This window comes from Mesorhizobium sp. P2_C7, from assembly GCF_056404515.1.
Map to the genome: position 1 here is coordinate 313,038 of NZ_JBFUDW010000004.1, position 14,621 is coordinate 327,658.

Sequence of the window (14,621 nt, forward strand, 5' to 3'; positions counted from 1 at the left end):
TCGTTGCCGCCCCTTGATTGCATGCTTATGGTGCCGTGATTTGCGCTGACATCACCGAGTCCGGCCGCCACTTCGCTGTGCAAATCCGTGCCCGAACGACCCCGCCTAGACAATCCAATCGTGTAACGAGTAGGCATGGATGTAGTCGATCTGCATCTCCGCAGGTGTCGCAAGCCCGTCGGCGGGCGTTCCCGCGATGCCGCCAACCGCGAGATCGACCAGCATATACATCGGCTCGTGCATGTCGGCAGGCGTTGCGGCATGCGCGACTTCGACGTTGTCGAAATACCAGACGAGTTCGTTTTCCGTCCACAGCACACCGTATTTGTGGAACCCTCCGGTATCCGCGACATAGGGCGTGGAGGATACTGTTGTATGCGTTCCCGTCTCGTTCGTGTGGCTTGTCAAAAGGAGCTTGTTTGGATCCTGACCGGTCATCTCTATGGCGTCCAGCTCCGGTGGCCACGAGCCGTCCGCCGGCAGAAGCCAGAAGGCCGGCCATGCGCCCTGTTTTTCGGGCATGTCGGCCCGAATTTCGAAATAGCCGTAGGTCTGCGCGAAGGAGTCGTGCGTCGTCAGCAAACCTGACGTGTATTGGTAGTTGTTTATGTAGGGCTTGATTGCATCAGGGGCCTTGGCGGCGGTAATCGTGAGCACGCCGTTCTCGATACTGAACGGCTTGACGGAACTCGTCGGGGCATAGTTGGCATCGATATACCATTGAAGCTCGCCGTTGCCGGTGAGCGAGCTGCCGTTGGCGCCTCCCCACCAGAAGTTGGTGTTCCAGGTGCCGCTCGAACCATTCCGCAGGTTCAGTGTGTTGAACTCGTCCGCGAAGGTGAGTTGCAGATGCGACTTGTCCAAGGCCAGGTCGAACTGGCTTGCGGCGAACTGGTCGATCGTCTTGTTGGCGAAGACGAGAAACTCGTTGCCGGATAGATCAAGTCGGACGTTCGCTCCCGACTGGACCATATTGGCGTGCACCTGGTCGAAGGAGGTGAAGCCGTAGCTCCCGACGCGCACCGTATCGTCGGCGCTGAAGTCCAGGATCAGGTCACTGCCGTTGCCGGGGGCGACGATGAAAATGTCCGCCCCGGAGCCGCCCTTGAGAACGTCGTCGCCCTTCAAACCGTCGAGCGTCTGTTGGCCGGAACCGCCGGTGATGATGTTGTTCAGCTCGTTTCCGAAAGCATATTGCTTGTCGCCCGTGACAGTCAGGTTTTCGAAATGCGCCGGGAGCCTGTAATTCATCCAGGTCGAGATGGTGTCGACGCCCTCGTTGGCCAGCTCGACCGCCTTGTTCTTCGTGGAATACAGATAGTAGATATCATCGCCCTTGCCGCCATACATCGTGACGCTGACGTTGCCGTCGCCATAGAGCGAGTCGTTGTAGATGCTGCCATAAAGCGCCGGGCCGGAATTCGTGGCCGAGTACCATTTTGTCGAGGATCCGCTGTAGGCGAGTGGAACGCCATAGGCGTTCAGGACGGTGGTCATTGTGGTCTTGCTCCTCGACTCGATGCCAGCCCCAGCATCTATGGAGGGGACGAGAAGCCAATGTCTTTTTTGGTCTTCGACTTAGGAGGGTTACCGAAAGCTTAACGCCAGCTGGCTGCTGTTCCACAAACGCCCGATCACCATCTCAAACCCACAAAAGCCCTGCCCGCTGGATCGCGTTGCGGCCGTCCGTGGCTCACCCCACGCGCCTCGGTACGGCGCCCTCGCCTGCTCTAGGTATTCAGGATGGAATTCCTATATCCTTGGACGTCTTGAAGGCGATTTGCGATCACCTTGCCGACCGCCTCCGGGCTGTGCACTTGAGCCATGTAGGTCCGGGCACGCCCGCCGACCGCGGTGACGGCCTCAATATTGTCCGCAAGTTGCGCCATCACCCGAGCAGCTTCGTCTATGTCGGGATCGGCCCATTTCTGCCCTTCGATGAAATACGGGTATTGATCGGGCTCCACGTCGATCAATCGGTATGGAATAGGAAAACCAGTCTGCGTGCTGACAAAGTCCTTGCTTCCTGAAAAGTCCGTTGCAATGACCGCCTTGCCCATGGCCATGGCTTCGGCAATTCCCAATCCAAAACCTTCCGAGCGATGCAACGAGATGAAGACATCGCACGACTTTGTCAGGCAATAGGTTTCGGCTCGAGTCAGAACCTCGTCAATCAAGACAACCCGCTTGTCGGTCTGCGCCAGGCCACGAATTGAATTCAGAATTGCTCGTTTGTGCGGGCTGTTGCCCATTGTCTTAATGATCAAGGAAACCCGCCGATCGCGGTCCTGTCCGAACGCGCGAAGATAGGCCTGCAAAACGGCATCCGGGTTCTTTCGGTCCGGGTAGGACGAAAAATCGAACGCAAACAGGAATGCCGTGGAATCTTTTGGAATCTGGAAGCGCTCCCGGTTCGCCTCGATGTTAGGCGGAACGGAAATAGCCACTGGAATGTGCACGACGGGACGGTCCGTACCAGCTATGAACGCGTCGCGGACGAAGGCCGTCGGAGCCCAAATCTCGTCCACATGCTGCAAGCTGGTCAGCCATTGCGGATGGATCAGAGGCAGCTCCCAGAAAGGCCGGACGATATTGTATCTGTTGTGCAGAACACCGACGCCGACGCCTTGAATGGTTGACCCCAGCATGTCGGCGTTTACGCAGAAAACGTTCACCATTTTGGACGGCCGCGCAGCGATGCGGTGCGTCAGGGCTCTGTCCCTGTGCGACGAAAGAACCTGCTCGTCAAAATTCGTGACATCGTAATTGATGCCCGCGCTCTCAATCGATCGGGCGAGCGAACGCATGGCTTCACCGACGCCCGTCTCTGAAAAAGGGTAACCGATGAGGGATAGACCAGGCGCAAGCGTAGCCTGGGTTGTCGTATCGAAATTCGTGGGCCAGGCACGCCTGAACATCGCATCGAGAAATTGTTTTCGCCTGGCCGGCGGCACCATTCTGTAGAGCCAGCGAATGTGAGGTTGGGCTCTTACGAGAGTTCGATAGGCACGACGCGCGACACGCGCCGCGATCATCGAGGCTTGTTTGGCGGAACCGTCCGCCACTGCGTTTGGGTTGGTCTTCGCAGATCCAAGTTGGCTCATTCTTTCGGCGACCGTTTTCGTGAACCTGGGAGGGATTCCGGCCGACGATGCGCCGCCGGACATATACCAGTCGGCATAGTTGATCTGGGATCGCCCCTCTTGGAGGGGGAAGTAAGATTGCAGGTCGCGCCTCGTCGTCCACAATGCGTGCGCAAGCTGAGTGACCACGCCACCGGGGTTGGGCCTGATGTCAGCTGGACGGTCGAGATTGTCGGGCATCAAGGTGAAGGGATCGCCCTCGAAAGGCTCGAGTTTTTCGCGATAGACAATTCGCGCCAGGCTCGGAATATCGGTGCCGTCGGAAAACGTCCCGAAGCCATAAGGCACTGCAGAAAACCTGCTTGCCCCATAGGCCTCCAACTGGTCGTGATAATCGGCCAACAGGTTTTCCAACTCCTTGGTCGACGTTGGCTTCCACCGCTGCTGGTGCTTTGACAGGACACTCTGGTCGCCGGGAGTGATCCCGCTGAAATGGAAGAAGGCGAGTGGCGAGCCGTTGACCTCGTATCGTTCACTCGTCTTTTTGATCGTGCGGGTATCGAGGTTCCAGTACGCCACGTTGTAAGCTGGATCGCGCAAGATGTGCGTGCCCGAGCAATAGGCCGGCCACAGGTCCATGAACTTCTGGTCGACGAAAATCCCGTCGCTCAGGCGATTGGCGACACACTCGTTTCGCAGGCGCGTCTCCCACCATTCCAGCAAGGCTGACGTCTCGTTCGTCCTGGCCAGGGCTAGGAATCCCAGATTGTAAATCCCGGCTTGCATGAAGGTCAGGTCGTTTGGGCCTTCGGGATGGAGGTTGGGAGCCAGCGCATGCGGCGTCAGGACGGACGTCGCGCCCTCATCGAACGCCTGCAAGATCTCGTCGAAACGGCGATAGGCAAGGATGTCCGGATCCAGGTAAATGACGCGGTCAAAACCCTCGGCGAAAAGCCGCCGGAATACAGTCGGCTTGATCGCCGTGTTGAGCTCCATGACGTCGTAACGAAAACTGAAGGCGCGACGATCGGGCAGATCGAGATCGTCGAAGAAGACATGAGCGTCGAACTCGGGAAAGGCATCCTTTTCCAGGTCTTGCCGACGTGTGTCGGCGATGGCAAGTATGCAGGAGAAGTCTGGATGGTGGCGAGCAAACGAAGACGCAAGCGCCCGGGAATAGTGGAGATAATTCCAGGACGAAATCGTAAAAAACGCATTCCTCATGCTTAGCCCGAATCTTCCTTTGCCTTCGCGTCAAAACGTTGCCATAGCGCACGTCAAGGGCAATCCACAATCGCAAGGGACAGGCTGTGGCAAATAAGACTGCGTTGATAACGGGCATCACCGGGCAGGATGGCGCCTACCTGTCAAAGCTGCTGCTTGACAAGGGATACCGCGTGGTCGGCTCCATGCGCCGTACGTCCGGCATCGGCACATGGCGCCTGCAAGACCTGCAGATTCTGGACGAAATCGAATTCGCGTCGATGGAACTGACCGAAGATTCAAACGTGCGTGCGGTGCTGGAGAAGGTCAAGCCCGACGAAATTTACAATCTCGCGGCTCAAAGCTTTGTGGGCGATTCCTTTACACAGCCCATCTACACAACTCAGGTCACCGGGATCGGTGCATTGAGATTGCTTGAAGGCGTCAGGACCGTTGTCCCCACGGCGAAATTCTATCAGGCTTCAACGTCCGAAATGTTCGGAAAAGTGCAACAGGTTCCGCAGTCCGAAAAAACCGCTTTCTATCCGCGCAGTCCCTACGGCATCGCCAAACTGTTCGCGCATTGGACTGTCGTGAACTACCGGGAAGCATACGGGCTGCATTGCTGCAGCGGCATCCTCTTCAATCACGAGTCGCCTTTAAGGGGCGTGGAGTTTCTCCCTCGAAAAGTGACGCTTGGCATGGCCAAATACGCATTGAGGGGCGAAGGGCCGCTGCGGGTCGGAAATCTGGAGGCGAAAAGAGATTGGGGCCACGCCAGGGACTACGTCGACGCGATGTGGAGGATGCTGCAAACGACGACCGTGATGGATTTCGTGGTGGCGACCGGAAGAACGCACACCGTTCGTGATTTTGTCGAAATGGCCGCGAGCGCCTGCGGCATCTCCCTGGACTGGCAAGGAACGGGGCACAACGAGATGGCCATCGACCGAGCCACCGGGAACGTCGTTGTATCCGTCGATCCGGCTTTCTACAGACCATCGGAAGTCGACCTTCTTGTCGGCGACCCTTCTCTTGCGAAAGAAGTGCTGGACTGGAGTCCCACGGTTGGACTGGAGGATCTGGTCGCCGAGATGGTGGAGGTCGATATGCATCGGGTCTCCTCGAACCACGTTTCCGGGTTTTAGGAGACAGGGGGACGCTCTAGTACCCCCATAGCCCAACCAGATCGCGACCGGTCAGGTCGCTGGCCATGGAAACTTCGGTCGCGAACAGCTTTTTCAGATCGCCTGCAACGTCGTCGGCGATTTCCGTTTCGAACCCTTCCGCGCGATTGTCCCAGTACTTCTGGCTCACCCTGACGCCGAGGAATTGCTGCAATTGCTGCTCCCATGCTCCCTTCTCGCGGACCGGGTGCGGGCGGATCAGGTCCTCATAGATCAAGACCAGTATTTGGTTGCGCGGAAAGGATTGATAATAACGGCGCAGATGCCTGCCGTAGAAAGAATGTTCGATGTTCATGGATGCAGAATACCAGGAATTATCCTGCGCCCTATGACTGGCGAACCCAATCAAGCCATTCCTGATATACGAATTTATGTCCAGGCTTAGTTCCGGCCCCAGCGATGCGTCGATCTTTCCCTTCATGTGCCGGTACTGCGAGATCACACGGCTGACCGGCTCTCTCAGAGTCGCTATGATCTTTGCTTGCGGATTGTAAGATCTTATGCGCTCCGCCACCTGCGCGCTTGAGAGATAGACGGGCGAAATGTCGGCGAGATAGCGGTGGTCGACCGCCGCCTCAGCGAAGTGCGTATCGTATCGGGCCTCGGTGATGTCATCGTCGATACCGAAGCCGTTGATTTCCTTCTCCTCGGGGACAAAGACGTCTCGCGTGGCGCCGAGCATCCTTGCAAGGCTGCTGGTGGCAGTGCGCGGCGCGCCGATACCAATCAGATTTGCCCGCCCCGATGTGGGCGTCTTCAACGCTGGCAATCTTGCCTCCCGGGAACGCCGGCGACCAGGCTTGGCTTCAACATTCCTAATGTTCCTGTTGACGCGCCATGGCGATCATTGTCGAGCACCGCGCGCGCCACTATGAGCTTCGATGGAAAGTCTGATGGGGAAAATTATTGGTGACCGCGGCAATTACGGCCCACGTCCATAGCCAGGCAATTTCGACGCCGGCGTTCCGGCGCATTCGCGCTCGCGATGTCGCAATGGCGCTGCTGCTTGGGCTCCTCTCCCTGTTCGTCTACAATGCCAATATGCGGTCGATCACAGCGGCGGACAGCTATGCGGCGCGCTACCTGCCCTTTTCAATCTGGCAGAATCACAGCCTGACCTTGAATCCAATTCTAACCACGGTGGCTCAAGGACGAAAGCCTCCGGCAACGCCAGAGAAGGATGGCACTGCTCATTGGATCCTGAAGGTTGGGGGAGACCGATATGTATCGAAATTTCCCATTGCCGTTCCCGTCATCCTTTCCCCATTCTATCTGCCGGCAGTCATTTATCTGGACCACCATGGTGCCGATCCGCTGCTGTTCGACCAAGTCGCCCGGATCATGGAAAAGCTTTGTGCTTCTTCGCTGGCGGCGTTGTCAGTCGGTTTGCTCTATTTGCTCCTGCGGCGGCGGACCGACGAAGGGTTGGCCGCCATTCTGAGCCTGCTTTACGCATTTGGCACGACGACATGGGTGATCAGCAGCCAGGCCCTCTGGATGCATGGGCTCGCCCAGCTGCTGGTCGTGGCCACCATGCTTTTGCTCACCGGACCGGGCACGACATTGCGGGTCGTTCTCGCAGGACTGCTTTGTGGGCTTATCGCGGCCAACCGCCAGCCCGATGCCATATTGGCGGCAGGTCTGGGTATTTATGGCCTGTGGTGGGCTGGCCGGATGAGACCGCTTTTCGTCTTGTCGGGCATGGTCCCAGTCGCTTTGACCCTGGCCTATAATCTCATGATCGTCGGCAACATCGCGGGGGCTTATGCGCTGCATGTTCGGCCCGGCGATTTCAACCACGACATAGTGGGCGGCATCGCGGGCCTTCTTGTCAGTCCGACCCGAGGGCTCTTCGTCTTCTCCCCGTTCCTGCTGTTCGTTCCCATTTTTTGTCGTCGCGTCGTACTTGAGCGCTCAGGACGAGGGCTGACGATAGCCATTGGCTGCGCCATGATCGTGCAAGTGTCGTTCTACGCCATGATCGATTGGCGGCAGGGCATCTCTTGGGGCCCCCGATGGGTCACCGACATGCTGCCCATGCTGATGTGGATGCTGCCACCTGTCGTGAAGGCCCTGTCCCGGAACGGGCGTGTGGCATTCGGACTTGCATCGCTCGTGGCGATCTCGATCCAGACGATCGGCGCCTTCTGGTATACCGGCATCGCCGACACGCCCATCGTCACCGCTCACGGACCGGGCAGAATGCAACCTGCCTGGGACGTCCACAACGCAGCGTTTGTCGCCGAACTCCGTCACCCGCATGTCCAGGCCGACCTGATCGTCGATCTGCATGGCAACATCGATGCGGTGAATGTCCTGCCCCCCGGTCAAGGCACCGGCGGTGAAGCAGGCAGGCAGCTTGAGGTCCTCGGATGGGCGCTCACCAACAACCACTCCCCCAGCGACGTCGCCGTTCTGATCGATGGCCAATGGGGCGCCGCAACGCGGGAATTCTTTGCCAGGACCGATGTCGAGAAGGCGATGGGCCAGGCGAGCCCGGCTGGCTGGCGCGTCACCATTCCAATCGACCAGGTGGGCCCGGGTGAGCATCTGTTGGCGGTGCTGGTGCGCGCCACGGAGGGCGGCGAGCCGCGTCTCATGAAGCAGACCTCCTTCGTCCTGGCGCCGGACAATGAGGCGCTTGAGCATGTGACGGATCTTCCAAGTGCGGCGCGGCGCGCCCGGCAAACGCTCGCAAGTCATCAGCAGGCCGGCGGCTATTGGCTGACCTCCTTTACGAGCGCGACGCGATTTGAGCAGCCGCGCCAGGAAATGAACACCTATCTCAACGCCGTCATGCTTGACGTCGCCGGCCCCGTGGCCGAAACCGCGGGCGCAAGCGACATGCTTGCAAGGACGCGCCAGTTCCTGGCCGCTCAGATCGAGCCGAGCGGCCTCGTTCGATATCACGGTCGACCAGATGCGCCGACGATCGGCACTCTTGGCTGCGCCATCACGCCCGATTCCGATGACACCGCCCTGGCATGGCGGGTCGCGCCGAGCGAAAAAAGCGAACTGCTGCAACCCGCGCTTGCCACGATAACCCAGTTCAGACGGCCTGACGGACTCTACAAGACCTGGCTTGCGCCACGGGACAAATACCAATGCCTCGATCCCGGACGCGACGCCAATCCGGCGGATGTTGGAATCCAGATGCACATATTCCTGTTTCTCGAACAGGTGGACAAACCGGCCGCGCGTTCGCTGTGCGAAGCGCTCTCGAAAAAAGCTGGCGACGACGATATCTGGGTCTACTACGCCGGTGCGCCGCTCATGATCTCTCTGCGGTTGGCGGAACTGGAAAAGGCCGGCTGCTTGCCGCAGTTCCCACAGGCGCAACTGCTGACCGACATTCCCGGACAAGAAATCTGGCTGCGCGCCGCCGACCAGCTTCGGCAAATGGACAGCCATGCCGGCTCATATGCTGCCTACCAACGCACGGCCGACCTGCTGACCGATATTGCTGCGGATGACTTTTCCTTGATGAGCCATACGCCTCCGCTGCTGTATCACAATGACCTTACAGCGACGGTGAAACGATTCTATTGGTCGCAAGATTTCGGATATGCGCTGTGGTTGCGGCTCTATTTCGAGAACGAACGTATGCTATCAAAGCTTCCTTGTGGTTCCGGCGGCCCGGAACAAAAATGTGGTGAGAAGTGACGCAAATCGCGAGCGACACAGTCGGTCAAAGTCGCCCCCGGGCGACACAGCTGTCCCGTTGGCTTTCTTGCATCCGTTTCGATGAAGTCGCCGCGCTTCAGGCCACTCCGATCATCGGTGCGGTCCTTTCGATCGGAGCGCTGTCAGCGAGCCATGCGCTGACCGTAGCCATTTTGATAGCCGGCAACCTGTGCCTGATGGCTCATGTGTTTGTCCTCAACGACTGGTCCGGAATCGACGGAGATCTCAAAGACCCGGACCGAGCCAGCCGAACATTCGCGGCAAAAGGTCTGACACGCAGGGAAGTCGGCTATCTTGCCGGCTCATTGCTGGCGATCAGTCTGCTCCTGTTTGGGCTGATAAATACGAGGGCACTCGTTGTTGCAATAACGGTAGCAGGGCTAAGCGCCTTGTATTCCAGCCCGACCCTGCATCTGAAGGGTGCGCCGCTTTTCAGCTCGGCCCTGCATTTTGTCGGCGGCTGCATGCATTTCCTGCTCGGTTATGCGGCTTTTGGCGCGATCGATGCACAGGGTCTCGTCGTCAGTTGTTTCTTTGGATTGGTATTCACTGCCGGGCATTTCACGCATGAGGCGCGCGACTATGACGTCGACTTGCTCAACGGCATACGGACGAACGCCGTGGCGTTTGGCAAGACCAGGAGTTTTGTCGCAGGCCTCGTGCTTTTTATCTCGGCATATGCGCTCATGGTCGCGCTGGCCGTGCTCGGATTGGTTCCGTTCGCCCTCGTCTTTGCCGCCGCATTCATTCCGGTACATCTGTGGGCTTCGCGCCGCGCCATGCTGGCCGGCCTGACGTCCGAGAGCCTCTATCGACTGCAACGGTGTTACCGTGCGCTCTTCGCCACCATTGGCATCGTTATGATCGCGATGGTCGCTTTATCCTAGCCGGCAGTGTCGGGTTCCACACAACAGGCGACTTTCCGGCCTCGAGGTTCCATGCTTTCCGTAATCGTACCGGTCTTCAACGAAGCAGTCACATTGCCGCACGTGTTGGCGATGGTGAGCACAGCACTTCCCGCCGTGGCGAAGGAAATCATCATCGTGGATGACGGCTCCTCCGACGGCACCCGTGAGTGGCTCAAGGCCAATTTTCCAACCGGTTCTCGCTGTGCCACGTCCCTGACCGTCGACATCGACGGAGGTCTGGTCTTCACTGAGGAACCGGAGATTGCCCCGGTCACCGTGCGCGTGTTCCATCACGACAGAAACAGCGGAAAAGGCGCCGCGCTGCAGACCGGGCTGGCGGCCGTCAAGGGCGACGTCATTGTCATCCAGGACGCGGACCTTGAATACGATCCTGCGGATTGGACGGTTATGTATGACCTTATCGTCAGGCGAAAAGTTGCAGATGTCGTCTACGGCTCACGCTTCTACGGCCGGCCTCATCGCTCGCTCTATTTCCACCATTATCTGGCCAATCGCTTCATCTCCCTGGTGTTCAATCTTCTCTACAACCAGACGCTGACGGACATCGAGTGCTGCTACAAGATGTTCACGCGAGACGTCATGAGCCGGCTGCGTCTGACCTGCAACGACTTTGGTTGTGAAATTCAGCTCAGCGCCCAGATCGCGCTTGCCGGCCGCTGGCGGATCTACGAGATCGGCATCAGCTATTTCGGCCGCACCTACGAGGAAGGCAAGAAAATCGGATGGCGCGATGGCGTCAAGGCAATCTGGTATCTCGCCCGCTTCCGGCTTTTCTCTTGAACCACCCACGGCGGCGCACCAAGAGATGCGCCGCAAATGCTGAGCTCTTCACCGTCCGCTTTCGGCAGCCAAGTTGATTTTCTCCAGTTCTGCCGCAAGGGTCGTGGCATATTCCTGGGTCTCAGCCCGCGACTGTTCGAGGCTTCTCGCGTATTCGGTCGCGGCTTTGTTCGCCTCCCGCAACTGGGCCACTGTGTCTTCCAAGGAGCTCGTGTAACGCGCCGCCTCCTCGGTCTGAGCCCGCGACTGTTCAAGGCTTCTGGCGTATTCGGTCGTGGCGTCATTCGCCTCCCGCAGCTGAGCCACCGTCGCTTCCAGGGATCTCGCGTAATGCGCCGCCTCCTCGGCATTTTTCGACCGCTCTTCCAGGGCGACCTGCAAGCTGTGCACATATCGGCCAACCTCGCCCTTCAGGGCATCGCCGCTGGCGGCCTCCTCGGCCTGGGCCCGGGACTGTTCGAGGCTTTTGGCGTATTCGGCCGCGGCCTCGTTCGCCTTCCGCAACTGGGCCAATGTGTCTTCCAGGGAGTTCGCGTAACGCGCTGCCTCCCTGGCATCTTTCGATCGCTCTTCCAGGGCGACCTGCAAGCTGTGTACATATCGACCGACCTCGCCCTTCACGGCATTGCTGTTGGCGGCGATGATCGCCTGGGCGGTGCTTCGCTCGAGTTCGATTTTTTCCAGATGCTCGATGCCAATCGTCACCAGGCTTGATGGAAATTCGCCTTCCTGCCGCCTGATCCAGTCGGCGCTTCCCGCGGCCGCAACGGCCAGGGACACACCGTCGAAAGTCAGTCCCGTCTGCTTTGCCACGGCGCTGGCATGGCCAAGGCCATCCCGGTCCTGAAAAAGAATGGCGTCGAAATGCTGGGCGCGGAGGTGTCTCAACAACTGGATCGTTGAAGCCAGAAAGGGCGGCTGGGCCAGCGGGCCGTCTACGTCGAGATATTCGATGTCGAAGGAATGGCTTTCGGCAAAGGCCGCGAAGGCATTCTCGTCTGCCTCGGTGAACGCGCCGATGTCGACGATGGAAACGTCGATGCCGGCGGCTATGGCGGCGTCAACCGCGGCTCTCGCCGCGCCGTCACCACGGACAGGCTTCCAAAACAGGTCGCCGACAAGGCATATTTTTCGCTGGCCCGCGCCCCGACGCATGACGCGTAGGCGGCCTGACGATCGCGGCGGCGCAGGCGGATGCTGAATGCCGGCATAGACATCGTCGAATGACTGCTTCACCGCGCCGAAAACGGCCGGATCAGGCACGCGGCCTTCGGCAGCGCCACGCAGTTCGGAACAGATCGGCGCGATCCATGCAGACCACACACCCTGACGGCAATCCAGATCCTCGGGTTCTTGATGGTGCCGCAGTTCCCGCGACAGAAAGCCATCGATCTCGGCAGCGGCATCCGGGATGGATCTTGGCCACGCGATCTTGAGTTCATCGCCGAGACGGCGCGCGACCGACCTCCAGTCGTCCAGCAACGTCGAATAGTCGCAGAACGCCCTGTCGACGTCGCGCGTGTGTTCTTCGGCGGCCAGATTGTACCGCAACCATAGCAGGCCCCCCCGCTCCAGAGGCCAGGATTGCCAGTCACCTGCAAGGCTCTGTCGCTTCGCCAGCGAAAGCGCGACTTCCATTGGATTGCGCGAGATGACGACCGCGACGCACCGTATTCCCAGTTTGGCCAGGGCGGCGCGCCACAAGGGAAACAGCAGCGAGATCCGCGGATCCTTCAGCACGAAGAGCGGATCGTCGCCATATTCATCGACGATCAGATCTTTCAACCTGTCGATGAAGGCTTGTGCCGCGGGCCGTTGCAGCCATTCGCTCGACGGTCCCTGGACATCGTTTACGGGCGATTCCGCCAGGTCCAGGATCTGGTCGTTGAGGCGCACGGCGGCTTCCGGCTCCCAATGGCCGATCTCGTTGCCCAGTCCCGCTGGATTGAGGTTGCGCGGCAGGGAGGCACCGAGAAGGCTGAGCATGCGCGCCAGCGCGGACGTGCCGCTGCGGTGCATCCCGACGACAACTATGGCGGTTCTGCTGGTCATAAGAGTTCCAAGGATACTCGTCCGGCACCTAAAGGCGATCGAACCCTGCGGAGGGACGGCGCCATGCGCTCCCGATTGCGGTCGGGGACATCAGTTGAACTGTTGGCAACGATGGACCCCGCATGCATAGTCGCCGCCTGGCGCACATAACCGGCATGTGATGTTCGGGGCAAATTTTTGTCTCCTGATAGAAGCAGGACTTGGATTGGAGATTAGAGAGATGCACTCCAGAGCACCAGTGACCTCCGGTGACCAAGACAGAGCCCGGGCGACCGTTTCAAAGGTGCCGCATTGGCACCACAAATTTGAAGTGTACCCCGGCGTGGTCACGCCGGGCTCCTACGATCCCCAGTTCCTGCTCGAAAAACTGCGATTGCCTAAAGATATGACCGGCCTGCAGGTGTTGGACATAGGCCCGTCGGACGGCTTTTTTTCGATGAACATGGCTCGCCGCGGAGCACAGGTAACGGTGGTCGATTATCGGGCCAAGAATGGCCATGGATTCGAAGCCATGGAGCAACTTACCGGTCTGGAATTCGATTACAGGCAGATGAACCTGTACGACATCCCGGGTTCTGATATTGGCGAGTTCGATATCGTGCTGTTTCTAGGTGTTCTTTACCATCTGCCCGACATGATGCGCGCGCTGAACATCGTTGCGCAGCTGTGCCGGAGCCGCCTGCTTATTGAAACGCAGTTCGAACCTGAGTTGATGCCCGGCGTCGCGGTTGCGCAGTACTACGAAGCAGGGACACTTGCCGGCGACATCACCAATTTCTGGGTCCCCAACAGGGAATGCCTTTTTGCCATGTTGCGCGACGTCGGCTTTCAAATCGATCGTGACGAGAGCTGGGGCAAACGCCTTCTGGTGGACGCGTCATCAACCACCATGGCAAGGACGAAGATGGGCCTTGCCTACGGGCTCGTACCCACCTGAGGGATCGGCAGCCAACATCGATCAGTGCGGCCGCATTGACCTCCCACAGGCGACCCTGAAGTCATCTATCGTTTGTCGTCCGCTTCCAAATGTGTAGCAGCCACCTGCTACCAGCGACCAGAACTCTGGTGCTAAATGTTATCGATGGCGAACCTCACCGAGGCGGTGTAGGCTCACCTCAAAAGAAGAAGAAGTGAGCCGTACCCTCGGCCAAGCCCGAGCGAATCTGGGAGGATTCATGGTTGAGATCATCTCCAAGCGGGATGGCCCGCGGCGCGAGGACGTCCAGGTCAAAAGGCTGATCGAGCAGAACCGCTCGACCATCGTTCGCCTTGCCGACCAGATCAGCGGCGGCGGCTATTCAGCTTCCAGGCAGCCACGCCAGCAACCCAAGGCGGAAGGCCTGATCATCCATGTCGGCGGCAGCGCGGCGACCGCCTCCGAAGCGAGCCCGTCCATCCGTGTCACCATGAACGGCCGCGTGATCTCCAAGGATCAGAACACCGGCCGCCAGCTTCATCATATCGGCGACATCCGCAACCGGGACGGAGACCAGATCTTCGTCCTGGCAACGAAGCAGAACGGCTTTTTCTCGCCCGTCGACGAAACCATCGCCCAGGTCCTTGCCGAGCTCGATGGATCCCGGCTCACCGCGACCTACACCGAAGACCAGCTTGCCGCCGACATCGGTGCCAAACTCGGCATCGACTGACGACCGGCGTTCGGGCGTCCCCTGCACGTCCAATCCGCGACAGCATACAGAAAT

The 14,621-nt window shown here is 59.1% G+C and carries 10 protein-coding genes; 6 read left to right on the top strand and 4 right to left on the bottom strand.

Annotation, left to right across the window (positions count from 1 at the left end; translation table 11 throughout):
• Positions 1–105 precede the first annotated feature (105 nt).
• Positions 106–1,497, bottom strand: a complete 1,392-nt coding sequence (eglC, locus tag AC1D2G_RS11395; protein WP_477413988.1) for an endo-1,3-1,4-beta-glycanase EglC — start codon at positions 1,495–1,497, stop codon at positions 106–108.
• Between the two features lie 233 nt (positions 1,498–1,730).
• Positions 1,731–4,307: a glycosyltransferase gene (locus AC1D2G_RS11400; protein ID WP_477413990.1), complete on the bottom strand. Its 2,577-nt coding sequence runs from the start codon at positions 4,305–4,307 to the stop codon at positions 1,731–1,733.
• 86 nt (positions 4,308–4,393) lie between these two features.
• Between AC1D2G_RS11400 and gmd the strand changes: the two genes are divergently transcribed.
• Complete coding sequence (gene gmd / locus AC1D2G_RS11405; RefSeq protein WP_477413992.1) at positions 4,394–5,434, top strand: GDP-mannose 4,6-dehydratase; 1,041 nt, start codon at positions 4,394–4,396, stop codon at positions 5,432–5,434.
• 16 nt (positions 5,435–5,450) lie between these two features.
• On the opposite strand, the gene AC1D2G_RS11410 is transcribed toward gmd, so the two are convergent.
• Positions 5,451–6,242, bottom strand: a complete 792-nt coding sequence (locus tag AC1D2G_RS11410; protein WP_477413994.1) for a sulfotransferase family protein — start codon at positions 6,240–6,242, stop codon at positions 5,451–5,453.
• A 140-nt stretch (positions 6,243–6,382) separates the two neighbouring features.
• Here AC1D2G_RS11410 and AC1D2G_RS11415 point away from each other — a divergent pair, with 140 nt between their 5' ends.
• The 3 genes from AC1D2G_RS11415 to AC1D2G_RS11425 are packed head-to-tail and all read left to right on the top strand — an operon-like array spanning position 6,383 to position 10,866.
• Positions 6,383–9,136: a hypothetical protein gene (locus AC1D2G_RS11415; RefSeq protein ID WP_477413996.1), complete on the top strand. Its 2,754-nt coding sequence runs from the start codon at positions 6,383–6,385 to the stop codon at positions 9,134–9,136.
• Entirely contained in the window at positions 9,133–10,044 is a 912-nt protein-coding gene (locus AC1D2G_RS11420; RefSeq protein WP_477413998.1) for a UbiA family prenyltransferase, read from the top strand. The genes AC1D2G_RS11415 and AC1D2G_RS11420 overlap by 4 nt, the downstream gene beginning before the upstream one ends.
• A gap of 51 nt (positions 10,045–10,095) precedes the next feature.
• Positions 10,096–10,866 carry a glycosyltransferase family 2 protein gene (locus tag AC1D2G_RS11425; RefSeq protein WP_477414000.1) on the top strand — a complete coding sequence of 257 codons (771 nt, stop codon included), beginning with the start codon at positions 10,096–10,098 and terminating at the stop codon, positions 10,864–10,866.
• 48 nt (positions 10,867–10,914) lie between these two features.
• Here the strand turns inward: AC1D2G_RS11425 and AC1D2G_RS11430 are convergent, their stop codons facing one another.
• Positions 10,915–12,852: a sulfotransferase family protein gene (locus AC1D2G_RS11430; RefSeq protein WP_477414001.1), complete on the bottom strand. Its 1,938-nt coding sequence runs from the start codon at positions 12,850–12,852 to the stop codon at positions 10,915–10,917.
• A gap of 286 nt (positions 12,853–13,138) precedes the next feature.
• Here AC1D2G_RS11430 and AC1D2G_RS11435 point away from each other — a divergent pair, with 286 nt between their 5' ends.
• A complete protein-coding gene (locus AC1D2G_RS11435) occupies positions 13,139–13,855 on the top strand; it encodes a class I SAM-dependent methyltransferase (RefSeq protein WP_477414003.1) in 717 nt (238 codons plus the stop codon).
• 238 nt (positions 13,856–14,093) lie between these two features.
• Positions 14,094–14,567 (top strand): hypothetical protein, encoded by a 474-nt coding sequence (locus tag AC1D2G_RS11440; RefSeq protein ID WP_477301031.1) that lies wholly within the window; start codon positions 14,094–14,096, stop codon positions 14,565–14,567.
• The last annotated feature ends 54 nt before the right edge of the window (positions 14,568–14,621 follow it).

What these genes read in the sequence shown, in the direction of transcription:
- eglC (WP_477413988.1), bottom strand. Translation starts at nt 1,497, where the DNA reads ATGACCACCGTCCTGAACGCCTATGGCGTTCCACTCGCCTACAGCGGA.
- AC1D2G_RS11400 (WP_477413990.1), bottom strand. Translation starts at nt 4,307, where the DNA reads ATGAGGAATGCGTTTTTTACGATTTCGTCCTGGAATTATCTCCACTAT.
- AC1D2G_RS11425 (WP_477414000.1), top strand. Translation starts at nt 10,096, where the DNA reads ATGCTTTCCGTAATCGTACCGGTCTTCAACGAAGCAGTCACATTGCCG.
- AC1D2G_RS11430 (WP_477414001.1), bottom strand. Translation starts at nt 12,852, where the DNA reads ATGCTCAGCCTTCTCGGTGCCTCCCTGCCGCGCAACCTCAATCCAGCG.
- AC1D2G_RS11435 (WP_477414003.1), top strand. Translation starts at nt 13,139, where the DNA reads ATGCACTCCAGAGCACCAGTGACCTCCGGTGACCAAGACAGAGCCCGG.
- AC1D2G_RS11440 (WP_477301031.1), top strand. Translation starts at nt 14,094, where the DNA reads ATGGTTGAGATCATCTCCAAGCGGGATGGCCCGCGGCGCGAGGACGTC.